Source organism: Funiculus sociatus GB2-C1 (assembly GCF_039962115.1).
GTDB lineage: Bacteria > Cyanobacteriota > Cyanobacteriia > Cyanobacteriales > FACHB-T130 > Funiculus > Funiculus sociatus.
In genome coordinates this window covers 59,996-77,837 of record NZ_JAMPKJ010000027.1, presented here as the reverse complement: position 1 = coordinate 77,837, position 17,842 = coordinate 59,996, and the positions used below count along the sequence as shown (strand labels likewise).

14 protein-coding genes are annotated in these 17,842 nt (G+C 46.1%); 9 read left to right on the top strand and 5 right to left on the bottom strand.

What is annotated here, in order from left to right:
* On the top strand, nucleotides 1–92 hold a 92-nt coding region (locus tag NDI42_RS14690; protein WP_190451001.1), incomplete at its 5' end, for a photosystem II protein D1.
* Nucleotides 93–234: 142 nt separating this feature from the next.
* Here NDI42_RS14690 and NDI42_RS14685 read toward each other — a convergent pair.
* Complete coding sequence (locus NDI42_RS14685) at nucleotides 235–2,118, bottom strand: tetratricopeptide repeat protein (protein WP_190450999.1); 1,884 nt, start codon at nucleotides 2,116–2,118, stop codon at nucleotides 235–237.
* A gap of 115 nt (nucleotides 2,119–2,233) precedes the next feature.
* On the opposite strand from NDI42_RS14685, the gene NDI42_RS14680 reads away from it, so the two are divergent.
* From NDI42_RS14680 to NDI42_RS14655, 6 genes are all read left to right on the top strand, one after another.
* Complete coding sequence (locus NDI42_RS14680) at nucleotides 2,234–3,112, top strand: alpha/beta fold hydrolase (protein WP_190450997.1); 879 nt, start codon at nucleotides 2,234–2,236, stop codon at nucleotides 3,110–3,112.
* Nucleotides 3,113–3,148: 36 nt separating this feature from the next.
* The gene (locus NDI42_RS14675) at nucleotides 3,149–3,970 is read left to right on the top strand and encodes a sulfurtransferase (RefSeq protein WP_190450995.1); all 822 of its coding nucleotides are present in this window, start codon (nucleotides 3,149–3,151) and stop codon (nucleotides 3,968–3,970) included.
* Nucleotides 3,971–4,420: 450 nt separating this feature from the next.
* Nucleotides 4,421–6,286 carry an NAD(P)H-quinone oxidoreductase subunit F gene (locus NDI42_RS14670; RefSeq protein ID WP_190450993.1) on the top strand — a complete coding sequence of 622 codons (1,866 nt, stop codon included), beginning with the start codon at nucleotides 4,421–4,423 and terminating at the stop codon, nucleotides 6,284–6,286.
* A 128-nt stretch (nucleotides 6,287–6,414) separates the two neighbouring features.
* Nucleotides 6,415–7,908, top strand: a complete 1,494-nt coding sequence (locus tag NDI42_RS14665) for an NADH-quinone oxidoreductase subunit M (RefSeq protein ID WP_190450992.1) — start codon at nucleotides 6,415–6,417, stop codon at nucleotides 7,906–7,908.
* A gap of 331 nt (nucleotides 7,909–8,239) precedes the next feature.
* The gene (locus tag NDI42_RS14660; protein ID WP_199310924.1) at nucleotides 8,240–8,860 is read left to right on the top strand and encodes a CDP-alcohol phosphatidyltransferase family protein; all 621 of its coding nucleotides are present in this window, start codon (nucleotides 8,240–8,242) and stop codon (nucleotides 8,858–8,860) included.
* Between the two features lie 95 nt (nucleotides 8,861–8,955).
* On the top strand, nucleotides 8,956–10,260 hold the full coding sequence (locus NDI42_RS14655) for a CO2 hydration protein (protein ID WP_190450991.1): 1,305 nt from the start codon (nucleotides 8,956–8,958) through the stop codon (nucleotides 10,258–10,260).
* Between the two features lie 171 nt (nucleotides 10,261–10,431).
* Here NDI42_RS14655 and NDI42_RS14650 read toward each other — a convergent pair whose 3' ends face one another.
* Entirely contained in the window at nucleotides 10,432–11,538 is a 1,107-nt protein-coding gene (locus NDI42_RS14650) for a serine/threonine-protein kinase (protein ID WP_190450990.1), read from the bottom strand.
* A 221-nt stretch (nucleotides 11,539–11,759) separates the two neighbouring features.
* Here NDI42_RS14650 and NDI42_RS14645 point away from each other — a divergent pair, with 221 nt between their 5' ends.
* A complete protein-coding gene (locus tag NDI42_RS14645; protein ID WP_190450989.1) occupies nucleotides 11,760–12,509 on the top strand; it encodes a DUF561 domain-containing protein in 750 nt (249 codons plus the stop codon).
* 152 nt (nucleotides 12,510–12,661) lie between these two features.
* On the opposite strand, the gene NDI42_RS14640 is transcribed toward NDI42_RS14645, so the two are convergent.
* A complete protein-coding gene (locus tag NDI42_RS14640; RefSeq protein WP_190450988.1) occupies nucleotides 12,662–13,798 on the bottom strand; it encodes an aminotransferase class I/II-fold pyridoxal phosphate-dependent enzyme in 1,137 nt (378 codons plus the stop codon).
* A gap of 372 nt (nucleotides 13,799–14,170) precedes the next feature.
* On the opposite strand from NDI42_RS14640, the gene NDI42_RS14635 reads away from it, so the two are divergent.
* A complete protein-coding gene (locus NDI42_RS14635; protein WP_190450987.1) occupies nucleotides 14,171–14,944 on the top strand; it encodes an ABC transporter permease in 774 nt (257 codons plus the stop codon).
* 3 nt (nucleotides 14,945–14,947) lie between these two features.
* On the opposite strand, the gene NDI42_RS14630 is transcribed toward NDI42_RS14635, so the two are convergent.
* A complete protein-coding gene (locus tag NDI42_RS14630; RefSeq protein WP_190450986.1) occupies nucleotides 14,948–15,778 on the bottom strand; it encodes a DUF4351 domain-containing protein in 831 nt (276 codons plus the stop codon).
* A 47-nt stretch (nucleotides 15,779–15,825) separates the two neighbouring features.
* A complete protein-coding gene (locus NDI42_RS14625; protein WP_190450985.1) occupies nucleotides 15,826–17,658 on the bottom strand; it encodes a hypothetical protein in 1,833 nt (610 codons plus the stop codon).
* Between the last annotated feature and the right edge of the window lie 184 nt (nucleotides 17,659–17,842).

The following is a 17,842-nucleotide window of genomic DNA, read 5'->3' as shown; positions in this document are numbered from 1 at the left end:
TGCACGAGCGTAACGCTCACAACTTCCCTCTCGACTTGGCAGCAGGTGAGTCCACCCCAGTTGCTCTGGTTGCTCCTAGCATCAATGGTTAATCGCTAGTTTTTCTAGCTAAAAAAGCGCTCCAAGAGGGGCGCTTTTTTTTTGGGAATGTCTGTTAAGAGGATCTGGATCTTTCCACTGGAGGCGGGAGCCTCTTAGCATTTCAAGGCTCCCGCCTGGGAAAGAGGGACTGCACTACATCGACCGCTTGTATTGTTCCAGCAGTTCCGGAATGTAGTCAAATCCATCCACCCCAATAGCAGGAACCAGTAAAGAGCGATGTTCTTGAATTACTTTTATAAAGGCTTCAGCTCCTAACTGACCTTGTAAAATTGTTAGCAATCCCGCCGATTGTCGCCACTGATTAGAGGCAATTCTTTCTAAGTAATACATACCTAAACTGGCAGCGAAGATGGCTTTTTTGAAATTTTTTATTCCATAGTAAGCTTCCGCTATGTATGCCAAGTTTATTCCTTGTAAGTATAAATCCCCAGAAATCATGGCGGCTTCTAAACCTTTTTCTAGGTTTTTCAGGGCTTCTTCGGGTTGTTCAACTACTAACAGAGCAATACCAAGACTGCTGTAACAAAGGGCTTGACTTTGGCGATCGCCTAATCTTTCCGACAACTGCAACCCTTGTTGTAAGTAGTTGATTGCTGACTCATAAGTTTCTGGCTCTACCCGTTCCATCTGTTGAGCTTGGAAGACTTCGCTATAACCGAGATTAGCTAAAGCGTTGGCTTCTCCCAACCTGTCACCATTTTGACGCGAGAGAATTAATGCTCTTTGACTATAGCTAATTGCCTCGCCATAATTTTTTTGAGCTACGCAGGTGCGACTGAGGTGGTTGAGATTGGCAATTTCACAGGCGCGATCGCTTGCATCTCTGGCTATCTCTACAGCTTGTTGATGCAACACAATTGCATCATCGTAGCGACCTTGCGCCCGTAGGGAATAACCCATTAATGTCAAAATTCGCGCTTTTTCCTGAGTTCCGGCTACTTGTCGTAGGGGTGCATCTAGATAGTTTAGGGTAGAGCGCAGATAGTTACCAGAAAACGAGGCGAAAATTCCACCGTAAAGGGGAAAGTATTCTCTTTGGGAAAAGGTGCGAAAAATTTGTAGGGTAATTTGAAAACAACCCATGACTAAGGATTCGCGTGAAGTTGAATTCAGACTCGTCGCTTGATTCAAGCCATTAGCGATCGCAGACCAAATTACCGCAAAAGTCAGAAATATAGAAATCGACAGCTTTGCTCCTACTTTGGAGTCGTAAATCAGCTTATCAGACCAGTTCACTAAACCCCTTTGTAAGAAAGGCAAAATCACCGCTAACTCAACTAAGGAACTCACATTTGGCGGGTGTTTTGCGGCAAATTCTGCCAACGATTGATCTAAGGAAAGAGTCTGAAAAAGTGCTTGCGGGTACGGGCTATTTACTTGCTTTGCCCACACCGCCCAAGGCCCATTTTGTTCGGGTGCGCCCTCAAACCCTAACGGCCCCCGGCTTTGGTCGTAAATCCAGCTTACCAGGTGTCCTTCCAATCGCTGCCAAGATTCCAAACCGCGAGTGATGCCTTGAGCGATTTGCTGCACTTCCTGGTAAAGTTCGGGATTGGTGGTTTCCTGTATTTGTTGCTGAAGCAATGATGCTATCTGCTGAAGCTGAGCTAAACTCAAGACTTGCTTTTGGTTGGGATCTATTACCTGCAAAAAAGCTGCCAAGCGATCGCCAGTTTGTGCTTTAACAATTTGTTGCACCGCGATCGCGATCGCATCCGCCGCCCGATTTTGTGATTGCGCTCGTTCCCATTCCCCCTTGACCGTCTGAATCGCCCTCAGGCTACGAGTAGCCTTTGCCAGCTTCATTTCATCTTTTAGAGTATCTACCTGTTCTTGGGCGGTGCTGAGACTTTCGCTCAAAGCTCGTTCAAAAATTTCGCCGGTTCCCAGGCTTACTTCTTTAAGGAGCATTTTATAAACCTGCTCTTTAGAGCGGATCTGCCCTTTGAGAGTGGTTTGAACAATTTTATCGATTAATTGTAGGTAGCGATCGCGCAAAGATAAAGAGTCTGACATGGGGAGAAGGGTGTGAGGGGAAGAGGAGCAGGAGGACAGACAATGACATATTTTGCAGTGTACTGAATAATTCAGTTAGTTCGCATCTTCAATTCCCCATTTCCCATTCCCGCCTATGTTCCCCAATTTTCTACCATCCCAAGTTGAGCAGTTGCAGGAGTCTGAGTCAATTACTCTAGCTCAAAGCATCCAGAGAACTGCAATCAAAACACCCCTTTCACCGCAGCAGATTGCTACAGCTTACGTTCATCAGGGTAGCGGTGGCACTCCGATTTTATTGCTTCCAGGTTTTGATAGTTCCGTGCTAGAATTTCGTCGCCTATTGCCACTACTCGCCGCCGAAAATGAAACGTGGGCGGTTGATTTGTTGGGGTTTGGCTTTACGGAACGGGTGCAGGGAGTTTCTTATAACCCCGCCGCTATCAAAACTCATCTCTACTACTTTTGGAATTTGATCAAAAAGCCAATGATATTAGTAGGTGCTTCGATGGGAGGTGCAGCAGCAATTGACTTTGCTCTAACTTACCCCCACGCTGTTAAAAAGCTGGTTCTAATTAACAGTGTGGGTTTTAGTGGTAGCTTTCCTCTGGGCGCGTTACTTTTTCCTCCTTTTGACTTTCTGGCAGTAGAATATTGGCGACAGCGCAAAGTCCAGGCGTTGTTATGGGGAAGTCATTTTGGCAACTTGAAACCAAACGAAATTGAGGCGATTAAATGTGCGATGCTGCACATGGAAATGTTTGGTTGGCACGAAGCTACAAGCAGTTTTACTAAAAGTGGTGGTTATTGGGATTTGGCAGATAAAATTCCCCGGATAGACAAGCCAACACTGATTTTGTGGGGCGAGTCTGATGATATGTTGGGAACTGCTGATGCCCAAAGGTTTAAGAATGCGATCGCTAACTCTCAACTAATCTGGATCTCAAATTGCGGACACGTTCCTCAATTGGAGCAGCCTCAGATTACAGCAGAATATATTTTAGCTTTTCGCTGATTTTTTTTAATGCAAAGGTTAGCGCAGAGGTATTTTATGACTTTTCAGTGGGTACTTAGTGCAGAAAAAGCTAAAAAGCTGATTTTAGAAGATGCTACTATTTTGGATGTTCGGAATAAAATTGCCTATTTACTTGGGCATATAGCGGGGGCTGTTCATGTTACTTGGCAGCAATTTTCGCAACCAAAATTGCCTGACAAGGGAAAACTAATTGATGATATAAATGTTCTGGAAAAACAACTTGGCGCTCTAGGTATTTTTAATCATAAACCTGTCGTTGTAGTTGGCAATCCAGCTCACAATTTTGGTGAAGAAGGCCGCATTGTTTGGATGTTACGCACTCTGGGACATTCTCAAGCCGCTTTTGTGGATGGTGGATATTCAGCACTTGTGAAGGCGGGCGTTCCGACTACTTGGGGATTTAGTCATAATCAGGAAATAGGGGATTTTATTGTACAGCGAACAGGATTGTGGGAAATTCACCGCGATGAAATTAAAGCTAGTCTTTCCCAGCAAAATTTTCTAATAATTGATACCCGCGAACTAGGAGAATATACAGGCTCTACCCCTTACGGGGAAAAACGGGGAGGACATATTCCTGGTGCTGTACATTTTTATTTTAAAGATTTGTTAGATAAAGATGGGAATTTGCTCCCTCGCGACCAAATTATGGATAGGTTAGAAAATTTACGAATTGAAAGCAGCCATCCCATTGCTGCTTATTGCACAGGTGGTATTCGTTCGGCTTTTTTTGTCGCGGTACTCGCTGATTTAGGCTTTACAAATGTAAAAAATTATGCTGGTTCAATGTGGGAATGGTCAGCAACAAGCGCCAGTAATTATCCGCTAGAGAAGTAGAGGCGAACCCCATACCGTTACCATTAAGAATAATTGTAGGTAGGCTGCGTGGGAAAGCGAAGCCCAACCTCTGCTTTTGGGCGTTGGGTACGGAAGCCTTAACCCAACCTCCGTAGTATTAATCCCCCCTACCCGGATCATTTTCAAAATCAATAAATCTTTATATATAGAGATTAATCTATGGTTATTATAGAAATAAATTGATTAACGCTGATTTATGGACTCAATGACCCAACCAAGTAGCGGAGTTATATAAGTTTCAGTTAGAGGTTTTATCGCTTAATTTTCTAATTTAGCAGTTCCCTTTTGACTGCTAAAAGATTAAGCTAAACAAAACCATTAAAAAATAATGAATTTGCGATCGCTCCAATCCCTCCAGTACCGGGGAAGTATTGGGGTAAGTTTTCAGCGTCCCTGACTTTGCGGCAATCTTACAGGTAGTTAGTTCCAATGGTTCAGTTTCTCGTCGATACCATTTGGTTAGTCCCTTGCTATGCCTTAATCGGTGCCATTTCATCAGTGTTTTGGTCGCCTGGTATAATCCGTAGCACAGGGCCACGGCCAGCTGGTTACATTAACTTATTGATGACTTTGTTGGCATTCATTCATGGATTGCTTACTCTGCAAGCAATCTGGAATCAGCCAGTACAAGAGATATCATTTACGTGGCTCAATGCAGCTGGTTTAAATTTAACCTGTCCCATCGAAATATCACCGATTAATATCGGAGCAATAGTTCTGGTAACTGGGTTGAACGTGCTAGCGCAGATATACGCTATCGGTTACATGGAGATGGATTGGGGTTGGGCGCGTTTTTATGCCTTGCTGGGACTGTTTGAGGCAGGAATGTGCGCTTTAGCCTTGTGTAACTCCTTATTCTTTAGCTATGTGATTCTGGAAATCCTCACACTGGGGACTTATCTATTAGTGGGGCTTTGGTTTAGTCAGTCGTTGGTGGTGACAGGTGCTAGAGATGCTTTCCTAACTAAGCGGGTGGGAGACTTATTGCTGCTGATGGGGGTGATTGCATTGTTACCCTTGGCCGGAACTTGGGATTATTCGGAACTAGCAGAGTGGGCAAAGACTGCGAATTTAGACCCAAAAGTTGCCGCTTTACTAGGTTTAGCTTTAATTGCAGGCCCAATGGGCAAATGCGCTCAATTTCCCCTGCATTTGTGGCTGGATGAGGCGATGGAAGGCCCTATTCCCAGCACAATTTTACGGAACTCGGTAGTGGTAGCGACTGGTGCTTGGGTATTGATTAAGATGCAACCAGTATTAGCGCTGTCGCCTCTGGTTTTGTCCGCAACAGTGCTGATTGGTGCAGTGACGGCGGTAGGCGCTTCGGCAATTGCGATCGCGCAAATTGACATCAAACGCGCCTTATCCTATTCTGTCAGTGCATACATGGGATTGGTGTTTATCGCCGTAGGTAGCGGACAAGAGAATGCCGCGTTATTGTTGGTCTTGACTCATGCTGTGGCAATGGCACTTTTAGTAATGTGCGTCGGCGCGATAATTTGGAACAATGTCACCCAAGATTTAACCCAACTCGGCGGTTTGTGGTCGCGTCGTCCCATATCCGGTTTAGCCTTTATAGTCGGTACGCTGGGATTAATCGCATTTCCACCCCTTGGCAGTTTTTGGGCGTTGGTGGAATTAGCAGATGGTTTGTGGGCGACTCAACCTTGGCTAGTCGGTTTAGTAGTCTTGGTTAATGCTTTAACAGCCTTCAGCTTAACCAGAGTATTTGGGCTAATTTTTGGCGGTAAACCAAATAAGATGACAGTGCGATCGCCGGAAGCATTTTGGCCCATAACTTTCCCTATGATAGTTTTGCTAGCCTTTACCCTCCACCTGCCCTTAGTCTTGCAAAGCTTGTCATTACTTCCCACTTGGGCAACCTTAAATAAAGATGTCGCCCTTATGCTGATTTGGTCTAGCATCTTTGGTAGCAGTATCAGCGGTGTCATTTACCTCGGTGGAATGTGGCAAAAACCCGTTCAACTTCCCTGGAAACCCCTACAAGACCTTTTCGCATACGACTTTTATACAGCCAAAATTTACCGCGTGAGTATTGTATTCGGAGTTGACCTGATTTCCCGCATCATCGACATCGTTGACCGCTACTTAGTTGATGGCCTAGTTAACCTTGTCGGCTTTGCTTCCATTTTCGGTGGCGAAAGCTTGAAATACAGTACCTCCGGACGCTCCCAATCCTACGCGCTAACTATCCTACTGGGAATAGTTGTGATAGGAATGCTGTTATCTTGGCCTTTCCTATCTCATCTTTCCCTCGTCTTCGCCAACACATAATCTCTTCCAGGCTGAACCTGGGAATGTCTACAGGAGGCGGTCGCCTCCTGTAATCAAGAAACTACCTCTAGAATTAGCGTCCCCAAGCGGTCGCCAGGGAACGAGAAACTAACAACTAAGAATTAACTATGCTCAGCAGTTTAATTTGGGTGCCATTTTTAGGTGCCGCCATTGTTGGATTTTTGCCTAACTTATCCGCTAATCGCGCCCGTCTGCTGGCTTTGAGTATTGCCAGTGGTGTTATAGTCTGGACACTTTTTCTGCTTACCCAATTCAACATTAGTAATGCAGGTTTCCAGTTCTCTGAGTTTATACCCTGGATTGAAACTCTAGGCTTAAATTACAGCCTTGGGGTTGATGGTTTGTCTGTACCGCTAGTGGCGTTAAATAGTCTGCTGACGTGGATTGTTATTTACAGTACCTCAGAACAAATTACTCGCCCCCGCCTGTATTACTCTTTAATTTTGCTGGTAAGTGCGGGAATTGCCGGAGCCTTCCTCTCCCAGAACTTGATGCTATTCGTCTTGTTCTACGAGCTGGAACTTATTCCTCTGTACCTGTTAATTGCCATCTGGGGGGGAACCCAAAAGCGCGGCTATGCAGCCATGAAGTTCCTTATCTACACCGCTGTTTCCGGAATTTTGATTTTGGCGGCATTCTTAGGTGTAACCTGGCTAGGTAACGCTCCCAACTTTGATTACAATCCTTTAGTTACCCAAGGTTTATCCTTAAATACCCAGCTGATTCTACTGACAATGCTCTTAGTAGGTTTCGGCATCAAAATCCCCTTAGTTCCTCTGCATACTTGGTTGCCTGATGCCTACGTTGAAGCTTCCCCCCCCATCGCAATTCTTTTAGGAGGCGTACTGGCAAAATTGGGAACTTACGGTTTAGTGCGATTTGGTTTGGGGATGTTTCCCGAAGCCTGGGTAACTGTAGCGCCTGGTTTAGCGATTATCGGGGCATTTAGTGCAGCTTATGGAGCGCTGAGTGCGATCGCGCAAAAAGATATCAAACGTATGGTAGCCTATAGTTCCATCGGACATATGGGCTACATCCTCTTAGCCGCCGCCGCCGCCACACCTCTCTCGCTACTCGGTGCCGTCTTACAAATGTTTAGCCACGGCTTAATCTTAGCAATCCTCTTTCACCTAGTGGGCATTGTCGAAACCAAAGTCGGCACCCGCGATTTAGATGTCCTCAATGGCTTGCTGAGTCCCCAAAGAGGTTTACCTCTCACCACTGGTTTGCTAGTGTTGGGAGGAATGGCAAGTGCTGGTATCCCCGGTTTAGTGGGATTCATTGCGGAATTTTTGGTACTTCAGGGTAGTTTCTCGGCTTTCCCCATCCCTACCCTAGTTTGTGTTCTCTGTAGCGGCTTAACAGCAGTTTACTTCGTGATTCTGCTCAATCGCACCTGTTTCGGCAAACTAGACAACGCCAGCGCATACTATGCAAAAGTGCAATGGGTAGAACGTACGCCAGCGTTAGTATTAGCAGCCCTGATTTTCTTTTTAGGATTGCAACCCGCTTGGCTAGTACGCTTAAGTGAAACCACAACAACTGCAATGGGTGCCACAATTACCACTACTAGCAACGTGCAAGTAGCTGCCAAAAATTAAACCCAAGCTGGGCAACACCCACCCGAATACGGTTCGGTTAAAAATAGTTGTAGGTTTTAGTTGAGGAATGAAACCTAAGAGGATGTCCCAGAAGTGTCAAAAGTTGCTTTAGATCCCCCCCAGCCCCCCTTTTTAAGGGGGGAGAATCTTCTCAAAGTCCCCCTTTTTAAGGGGGATTTAGGGGGATCGCTACCGTTTAAGCGTCTCGATTATGACTTTTCAGACATCCTCTAACAAATCCATAAGTTGTGTTGGGTTCCATTCCTCAAGTAAACCAACTTCTTCTTATCTTCCCTTCGCATTCTTTGCATCTTTTCGCTTCATTTCCCTTATGACACCTTCGCCCCAAATACAACAAAACAATAACCGTTTTTTTGAATCTCTTCCAGGGTTACTTGTAGCCTTTCGCGCTATTATTGCTCCCTTCCTCTTATGGGATGCAATTGATGGCAAAACAAGCATTTGGTTTATCGTCGGTTTTGTGGCAGCATTTCTATCAGATATTTTCGATGGCATCATTGCTAGAAAATTAGGTGTCAGCAATGCTAAACTACGTCAAGCTGATGGTTGGGCTGATAATTGTCTTTACGGCTCTATAGTTGCTAGTGCGTGGTTAGTACACCCCGATATTTTCATTAACTTTCGCGTCCCGTTGTTGATGGTGCTTGTTGCTCAGTTAACCTGGTGGTTGGTTAATTTGGTGAAGTATGGAAAACCCGCCAGCTATCACACTTATTCAGCCAAGTTTTGGGGAATCACTCTTTTCATTGCTACAGTGGCGCTTTTTGGTTTTGATTACGCAGGAATTACTTTATGGCTGACTTGTATTGTTGGCACGATTCACAGTGTAGAAGAAATTTTTATGACACTGATACTGCCAACTTGGACGCATGATGTTTTGAGTATTTTCCATGCGATTGACTTACGCCAAAAGTTGACAAGTGAGGATTAATTAACCGCAGAGGCAAGAGAGTACGCAGAGGACAGAAAAGTAGTTTTTCAAAGAATTATCGAATAAATACGGCAATTTATTTAAAGGAACTGAAAATGGTACAAACTCCTCCTAAACCCACAACAAAGTTACCTCCTTCGCGGCATGAATTTGCGCCTATAATTCATCGTCTGGAAGCTGGCGGTGCCATGCTACCTGATACGCCGGAAAATTTGATGCAAATAATCGGTATTTATAAGGCTTATGCTGTGCCGATGGATTTCTACTGGCGGGACTTACTTTATATTGCTGAAAGGGTGTTTTTAGAGCCGTTTCCTTTCTTTAAATACTTTATCCCAAAAGAGTATTTAGAACTGCATAATCACTACGCTGGTGATGATGCGGATCTGCGGATATGGCGTGGGGAAGCTACTGCCCATCCGGAACTTTTGGAGTTTATCGAAAAAGGTGAACTCAATAAAAAAATGCCTAAGTTGTTTCACCACTTATGGCACGACAGAGTAAACATGGAGTTTGCCGAAGCTTGTATGCAAGCCATGCTTTGGCACGGTAGAGATATGGGTTGGGGACAATTTGATGCCTACCTGGACTCTGAAGAATACAAAGCAAATGCTGATAGGGCAATTAAGGCTTATTTCCAGGGTAATCCAGCAATGTTGGGACTTTATAAGCTGTTTCCAGATATGTTCTTGGAACAGGTGCGGCAAATGTCCTATTACAGTAATCTAGGCTTGTTCTGGGAGGTGATGGCTCCGGTTTTCTTTGAAATGTCCGATATCTATGATGAAGGCGGATTTAAGGGTGTACCGGATGCGATGAATTTTCTGGTAAATGGTATTTTTGCCATAGCAGGTCGTCCCATCTACCACCACGTTTATATTCGTGAACAAAAGTACGAAATTATCCCAAAATCGAAGGGTTTTATGTGGTTATATGAAGCAGCGCTACCTTATGTGGAAGCTGTTTTTTATCGCACTGCACCTTTCCGGGGTACGAAGTCTTACAATGCTCAAGCTAAGCAAGTACCCGAAGAGCAAAAAGACTTCCACTACGGGATTCTCTATGCTGATGTATTTCCCGTAGGTACAGCTGGTATTCCGCCAACATTGTTAATGCAGGATATGCTGCATTTTCTCCCTGACTATCTGAAGGATTACTATCGTCAACACTGTCGCGGTGAAGATGATATGTTAATTCAGCTTGGTATCACTTTTCAACGTTCAATGTACTGCGTTACTTCCGCTGTAATTCAAGCGTTGCGAACTGCGCTTCTATATCCTTTAGACGACCCAAATCCAAAGCATCTGCAAGCAAATCGAGCTTTCTTTGAAAGTCAATTGGATCGTTTTAAGCGTCCTGAAGCACGTTTGCGAGATATTCAAAGCCAGGATTATAGATAGATATCCCCAACCCCGATAAATTGGATTTCCTGTCTAGTTAATTAGCCCACGAATCCCTGGAATCAGGAACCCCACTAAAGCCGCAGGCTTTGGTGGGGTTCTCTTCTTAAGGGCAATTTGCCGGACACAATATCATCTTCCAAGGGTGGAGAATGCCAGTCCTACGCAGTTTTAACGAGAATTACCAGAGCTGCTGAGTATACCGCGATCGCTTCTTCTTTGGTGCCTTTGTTTTGCCTGCAATCTCGCTTTCCAATCTCGCAGCGCGATCGCAGTTCGGGCGGTGGGAGGAATATAATCTGATGGACTCGCTTCCGGTTGATTCTCAACTGGGCTTTTGTCTGGACGGCGCACAGTTGTCATAAACTGCGATAAATTGTCTTGCGATTCCCAACCAAATGCCAGCATAATCGCTCCAGCAGACTGAAAGCGCTCTTTTAGAGATATTTTCAGCATTTTGTTGAGAATTCGGGCAAACTCTTGCGAGACTACCACTGTATTCTGCCACTGAATCTCACCTGTGGCGCGATCGCTTTCAAACTCCAACGGCGCTTTGCCAGTCAACAAGTAAAGGCACGTTACGCCCAGTGCGTATATATCGCTGGCATAAACTGGTCGTAGAGAAAATTGTTCCGGTGGCGCAAACCCAACTGTCCCAATGAACTGGGTAGTTGACCCTTTCACACCAGATTGCCCTAACTGGGAAATTTCCTCTTTGACAGCTCCGAAGTCAATCAACACCAGCCTACCATCGTCCTGACAGCGGATGATGTTCTGGGGCTTAATATCGCGATGAATTACGTTATTGCGGTGGATGTACTGCAACAATGGCAAAATCTGACGGAGGAATTGTTTCACCCCCTCTTCAGTTATCGAACCACCACGCCTCACCAGTCTAGCCAGGGTATGACCTCGGATATATTCCTGAACTAGATAAAATTCTCCCTCTTCTACAAAGTAGTCTAGTAGCATGGGAACCTGAGAATGGCTTCCCAGTTTGCTGAGAGTTTTCGCCTCTTGCTCAAAGCGTTTCTGCGCCGTTTTTAAGCCAGCTGGATCGCTAAACTTCGGACACAGCTGCTTGATCACGCACAACGGCTGTCCAGGGAGTGTTGCATCCCTCGCTAAAAAGGTGACACCAAAGCCACCTCTACCCAGCATCCGCAGGATCTCGTAGCGATCGCGAAACCTCTGTTCCGAACCGCACAGCTGACCCAGTTCAGTCTGTGCCAGAACATCGGAGTGAAAAGTTGACAAATTCGTGGGAGGGAAATTCATGGCTCGTCACTGGCTGGAGGAGGGTAGTATCTGCACTATGCTCCTAGTCTAGATCCCGGTTTTGGGAAAAAGCTCTCTTAGCGCTTTGTTGTTTGATGGTATTGCTACACCTTGCAGATGCACAACCATCGGAGGAAGTACCCAATCAGTTCAAAAGTAGAGACCATATCGATCTGGTCTGTACAATGAATTATGAAAAATTAGCGAGCCAAATAGGGCTTATGACCATGAATACTACTCTACACCGTGCTTTTGAGCAAGGCAACGTCTTAAAAATTATCACTGGCTTGAATAACTTTGATTTCTCTTCTGTTGCTGCTACCGTCAAGGCTGCAACTCTGGGCGGCGCTACCTTCTTGGATATTGCTGCTGACCCCGACTTGGTGCGGATGGTTCGGCAATTGACAAATTTGCCAATTTGTGTATCTGCGGTAGAGCCGGAGCTGTTTGTGAAAGCTGTTGCAGCAGGAGCTGACTTGATTGAAATCGGCAACTTTGATAGTTTTTATACTCAGGGACGGCGGTTTGAAGCCCCGGAAGTGATGGCGTTGACACAAAAGACGCGATTGCTCCTGCCGGAAATTACCCTGTCTGTCACCGTTCCCCACATTCTAGAGCTAGACCAGCAAGTGCAGTTGGCAGAAGCGTTAGTAAAAGCTGGTGCTGATATTATCCAAACTGAAGGAGGCACCAGCAGCAGCCCCACCCACGCCGGAACACTGGGATTGATTCAAAAAGCCGCTCCCACCTTGGCAGCAGCTTACGAAATTTCCCGTGCTGTCTCCGTGCCAGTTTTGTGCGCTTCGGGCATCTCCAACGTTACAGCACCGATGGCGATCGCTGCTGGTGCTGCTGGTGTCGGTGTCGGAAGCGCTATCAACCAGCTGAATAGCGAAGTGGCAATGGTGGCAGCTGTTCGTAGCTTGGTGGAAGCCTTAAGCCAAGTCAGCCGTCAGCAAGTTCGGGCATAAAATAGGGACTGGCTAATGGCTAATGGCTAATTGTTAAATGCAATTTAGATGTAGGTTGGGGCCGAGTAACCTCACCCAAAATTTAAATGGGTAAGATGGGTAACGCTTGCGTCGCTCTACCCATCTTACAAATCATTAGATCCATCTACTTATTAGCCATTAGCTATTAGCAAACAGTCCTTCAAACCATAGACCACTTGCTCTTGCTCCTCTGGGGACAGTTCTGGGAAAATCGGCAAAGATAAAACTTCGTGGCAGACTTTTTCAGTAACAGGAAAATCCCCGGCTTGGTAGCCCAAATCCTTGTAAACAGGCTGCAAGTGCAAAGGCAAGGGGTAGTAAACCATTGAACTAACGCCCCTAGCGGCTAGCTGAGTGCGAACATTATCCCGGAAAGCGCTGTTGCTATCTTGGGTAAGCCGAATCGTGTATTGATTCCAGACACTGCGCCCCCCTGCTATTTCTTGCGGTTTCACTACCCCAGGCACAGGCTCCAGCAATTGATGGTAACGTTCAGCAACCGAACGGCGCAAGTCATTCCAGGTATCTAGATGACGTAACTTAATTTGCAAAATAGCCGCTTGTATGGTATCCAAGCGGCTATTAATGCCAGTTTCTTCGTGGTAGTAGCGATCGCGCATCCCGTGTTCTCGCAGCATTCGGATAGCGGAAGCGATCGCCGGATCGTTAGTCGTCACCGCACCGCCATCACCAAAAGCACCCAAATTCTTTGTGGGAAAGAAACTAAAGCAACCAACATGACCGATGCTGCCGATTTTAGCGTCTGCCCATTCCGCACCTGTGGCTTGGGCGCAGTCTTCAATCACAGCCAGATTGTGAGACTCAGCTATCCTCATAACTGCGGTCATATCCACAGGTTGCCCAAATAGGTGAACTGGAATAATAGCGCGCGTTTTATCCGTAATCGCCTTTTCTAGCTGCAAGACATCAAAATTAAACGTGTCGGCATCAATATCAACAAAAACGGGCTTGGCTCCCACCACACTAATTACCTCAGCAGTGGCAATAAAGGTGAATGGTGTCGTAATCACCTCATCTCCAGAACCAATCTGCAAAGCCCGTAGAGCCAGATAGAGGGCATCTGTGCCAGAATTACACGCCACACACTCAGAAACGCCCACGTAAGCTGCAAACTGTTGCTCAAAGCCTTGAACCAGAGAACCGCCAATGTAACGACCAGAAGCCAAGACATCAAGAACAGCTGCATTCACCTCTTCACTGATGTTTTTGTACTGCCGAGACAAGTCTAAGGGGGGAATGTTACTCACTCGTTTACACCACAAATTTTTATATACATAGAACCAAATTTTGTTCAGAAAGGGAATCCGCACCTCACCCCATTTTGAATTTGGGATTTTTGATTTTGGATTGTGAAACCTTTAGCTATAGACTGTTTCAACAATTCCAGGGTTGCCACAACACGCGCAAAATGAATGGTCTTACCATCCCACATCATTTCAGAATGCTGAAGCTGTAAAATTGTTTCGCAGAGGGGTTGGGGGTTGGGGACTAGGGACTAGGGACTAGGAACTAGGAACTAGGGGCTGGGGGCTAGGGACTAGGTAAGACTTTTTCCTCTTCCCCAATCCCCAATCCCCAATCCCCAATCCCCAATCCCCAATCCCCAATCCCTATGACCTGTGGATTCTTTAATTACACTTGACATTACCGACCTTGCTTGGGCATTAGGCATGATGGCAATTGCCATCGGTTTATCCAGTTGGCAAAAACTGGGATTAGAAGGGCAACTTGCGATCGCAACTGGTCGTACAATTATCCAACTTTTGGGTGTCGGCTACGTCCTTGCCTTCGTTTTCGCCTGGAAAAATCCAATTGCAGTTCTGGCAATCTTGATGGTAATGCTAAGCATCGCCGCTATTGTCGCCCGTAATCGCATTGGCAAGAAAATTCCCCAAGTTCTGCCCGTAGTTTGGGGGTCAATTTTAGCTAGTAGCGCCCTCACTTTGGGTTATACCACGCTGGTGATAATTCAGCCGCTAATTTGGTATGAACCACAGTATCTAATTCCCCTAGCGGGAATTGTACTGGGAAATGCGATGAATGGAGCAGCGATCGCAGGCGAACGTCTTGTTAGCACCGTCAACGCTAGTCGCGCTGAGATTGAAACGCACCTGAGTTTAGGTGCTACACCCCAACAAGCTGTAGCACAATATCGCAGAGATGCCATCAAAGCCGGGTTGATTCCCACACTGAACCAAATGATGGTTGTAGGTGTGGTGACGCTACCAGGAATTATCACAGGTCAGCTATTAAGTGGTGTTGACCCTTTGAATGCTGCATCTTACCAGATATTGATTATGTTTATGCTTGCTTTCACCAACCTAGTGACAACCCTGTTAGTTAGTCAGGGACTATGCAGCCAGTTTTTCAATAACAACGCCCAACTGAAGTAGGGTTTATTGGTAAGCCTGCAACCAAGCTACTAAATCTTGTGTCGTGGAGAAATCTAACAAAGCTTCACCGAGTGCTTCCACCTGGACAATGGAAAGCTGCTGAATTTGCGATCGCAATTGGGGTGGAAGCGTCCCTAGTCGCCGCGTGAGTTGACGCAGAGCTAAGGACACCTTTCCTTGCTGAATGCCTTGCTGCACACCTTCTTGCAAGATTTCTTGATACAGTGGTGATTCCCGCATAAGATCCTCTCTGAGAAATTGCCGAATTAAATCTTCTTCAAACTTCAGCCTTGCCAGCACTTCCACACAAGCAGAAATGTTTCGCTGTCGGTCTGGTTCTTCGATCGTATCTACTCTGGCAGCAATTTGCTCTAGTAAGGCTGTCTGTGAGTCTGTCCGAGCTAAAACTGCTAGAGGAAGAAGTCCGGGACTACTCAGTAAACGAGCTGGATCTTGCTCCCATATCCGCAAGACTCGGTAAGAGTGGAAAGTTCGCTCAAAAGCAAACCGCTCAACGAAGACTGCTTCAGAGGAGGTTTCTTTCAAAAAAATCACCACTTGCTCAATTGAACACTCGTACTGACGATGCAGCCTAACCCAATAGTCTAGCATCCGCAAAGGCAGAGGTGGTTTGGAAGCAGGCACAGTCTGAAATTCTAGATGCAGAATCTGGTTTCGTTCTGGCAGAAAGTAAAGGGCATCAGAACGGATGGGTTCAAGATTCAGTTCAGTCGGAAGGGGTTGAATAGCGATCGCATCCGTATCGAGTAGCCAGCTTGCAAACGCAACTGGATACTCAACTGCCAGATAGCGACAGATATTATCATAAGCCAATGGGAATACTCACTCCTTACTGTTAACTTGGCACTGTTAGCCTCTTTCTAGCCAGTTCGAGGATAGCTATTAATCAACGCTCCATCGGGGGTATAAAGTTGTAGTGGAACCCTGGCATTATCGCTAATTGCTTCGAGGGCATCTCCCAGCGTTCGTAGGTGAGTCGCAATCCCTTGTTGGGCAGTAAAGTCTCCCCGTTGTTTGGCTGTGTTTGTAGTTTGAACTACCATCTGCATATAAGCAGGTGTCAACTGAACTCTAATGCCCCTATCGGTTACAGTGTAATCGCAGACTTTGGGCGCTCCGGAGCAGGTTCGATTGAGATCGTTACGTGCTTTTTGCAGGAGGTTCGCGTAGCTTAGTTTGATCTCGGCTTGTCTGAGAGCCTCTTTATAGGAATTTAGTAGAGAATCTGCTTGATTGTATACAAAAGTTCCTCTGGGAATTTTTTGCAGGTTGACAATCGCATTGCGCCAGTTAAGCACTGTCAATGTCCATTGATTAAGCTGCTCAGTATTTTTGGCATTGCGTGCCAGGTTCTGAGCCATTTTGTAATTATTAATAGCCATTTGTTCTCTGTTTTTGCGATCGCGTGCATTTGCCAACTTTGGCAAATAAGCTGCTATCATCTGCTGCGCCTCGGCACGCGCCGTTGTACCCACAGGAATCCCCTTGAGGCGATTCATTGCCATATCCCAGCTAGTTTCCACCAGCCGCCAATCTGGTAGCGACTGAGCCACCCCTTGACGGGCTTCTGCCACCTTCAGGGCTTCTTTCGCAGCATCAAGGTCTTGGAGTGCCTTTCTTTCGGCATTTAGCCGCCAATTAATCGCCGCTAAATTAACTTGATACTCCTTAATTTTCTGCTGCGCTAGTTGGTAGACAGTGCTATTTCTGGGAACTGGTTCTAAAAGCGCGATCGCTTCTCTCCACATCTGCTGAATTTCTCCCCATTCTGCTACTGAATGCGGAGGATTTTGGCTTCTTTGCGCCGCCGTCGCTCCCTTGCTCAAACCTGTTACCAACTGTTCCAACAATTGCGCTTGCTGAGAATCATCTTTCAACTGATTTTGAGCTTCTTGGTAAGAAAATGACCAAAATGGAATTGTCTCCAAAAGGCGGATAGCTTCTTGTTGTTTCTCTCTTGCCTCTAGTATTTCTTGCCCGGATTTGGGTTTCTGAAGGGAAACAGCTGCCTCTTGGGAAAGTTGCTTTGCGTCCGTGAGTGCGACACAGGGGCCGACTACACAGGGACGGGTAAGGGCATAAAAAGGCATAATAAAAGCCAACAAACCTACTCCCGCTCCCGCCACCAATATCGGTAATGGCAACTGCCGCAGTTTAGTTACTAGCGGCAATGCCTTACCCTTAGAGCCTTCTGGCGGCACCGCAGGGGATACAGGTGCATCCTCAGAACCTGATGAAGATTCAGCGATCGCTGGTGGTTCCTCGACATCTGTGGCATCAGTATCACCCAAACTACTTTGGGTTGCACTCACCTTTACCCCCGAAGGAACCCCTGCTGTATCAAAGACTACTCCTTCGTCAACGGCATTGGCAGTTACAGTTGACAAAACAGGCGACTCTACGGTAAAGGAGTGAAACGCATAAGGCTGCTTTTGCCCGGCTATCCTCAGGTAAAGCTGTACCTGGTTGGCAAATTCCGGGCGCAGAGTCTTGAGAGTCTGTTCTATTTCTCTAAAAGTTTGTTGCGCGTCAGGGGCAAAATCGGGTGGATGTTGAGTCAGAATAATCAGCGCTTCCTGTGGGGTGGCACAGCGAACCTGAAAGGGAATATGCTCGTGTTTAGCCGATTGCAGACGATTCTGCAAAATTCGCCCCAGTACCTGTAATTCGCTTTCGCGGGCTATTGTTGGCATACGGCAACCCCTTCCGTTAAACTTTATTCCATTTTGAAGCACCGCAGCTGAAAATCGGACTTAATTTTCTACTTTTCAGTAGAGCGATCGCATCAGTTGTAGCTGCAATAATAAAAAATTGCTCAAAAAGTAATTAATAATTGGTCACAGAAGAGTTGTCAAGTTGAAATGTTGTCAGGTTCTA

Excerpts from the sequence above, each read along its gene's own strand:
- NDI42_RS14685 (WP_190450999.1), bottom strand. The coding sequence starts at position 2,118 with ATGTCAGACTCTTTATCTTTGCGCGATCGCTACCTACAATTAATCGAT.
- NDI42_RS14680 (WP_190450997.1), top strand. The coding sequence starts at position 2,234 with ATGTTCCCCAATTTTCTACCATCCCAAGTTGAGCAGTTGCAGGAGTCT.
- NDI42_RS14675 (WP_190450995.1), top strand. The coding sequence starts at position 3,149 with ATGACTTTTCAGTGGGTACTTAGTGCAGAAAAAGCTAAAAAGCTGATT.
- NDI42_RS14670 (WP_190450993.1), top strand. The coding sequence starts at position 4,421 with ATGGTTCAGTTTCTCGTCGATACCATTTGGTTAGTCCCTTGCTATGCC.
- NDI42_RS14665 (WP_190450992.1), top strand. The coding sequence starts at position 6,415 with ATGCTCAGCAGTTTAATTTGGGTGCCATTTTTAGGTGCCGCCATTGTT.
- NDI42_RS14660 (WP_199310924.1), top strand. The coding sequence starts at position 8,240 with ATGACACCTTCGCCCCAAATACAACAAAACAATAACCGTTTTTTTGAA.
- NDI42_RS14655 (WP_190450991.1), top strand. The coding sequence starts at position 8,956 with ATGGTACAAACTCCTCCTAAACCCACAACAAAGTTACCTCCTTCGCGG.
- NDI42_RS14650 (WP_190450990.1), bottom strand. The coding sequence starts at position 11,538 with ATGAATTTCCCTCCCACGAATTTGTCAACTTTTCACTCCGATGTTCTG.
- NDI42_RS14645 (WP_190450989.1), top strand. The coding sequence starts at position 11,760 with ATGACCATGAATACTACTCTACACCGTGCTTTTGAGCAAGGCAACGTC.
- NDI42_RS14625 (WP_190450985.1), bottom strand. The coding sequence starts at position 17,658 with ATGCCAACAATAGCCCGCGAAAGCGAATTACAGGTACTGGGGCGAATT.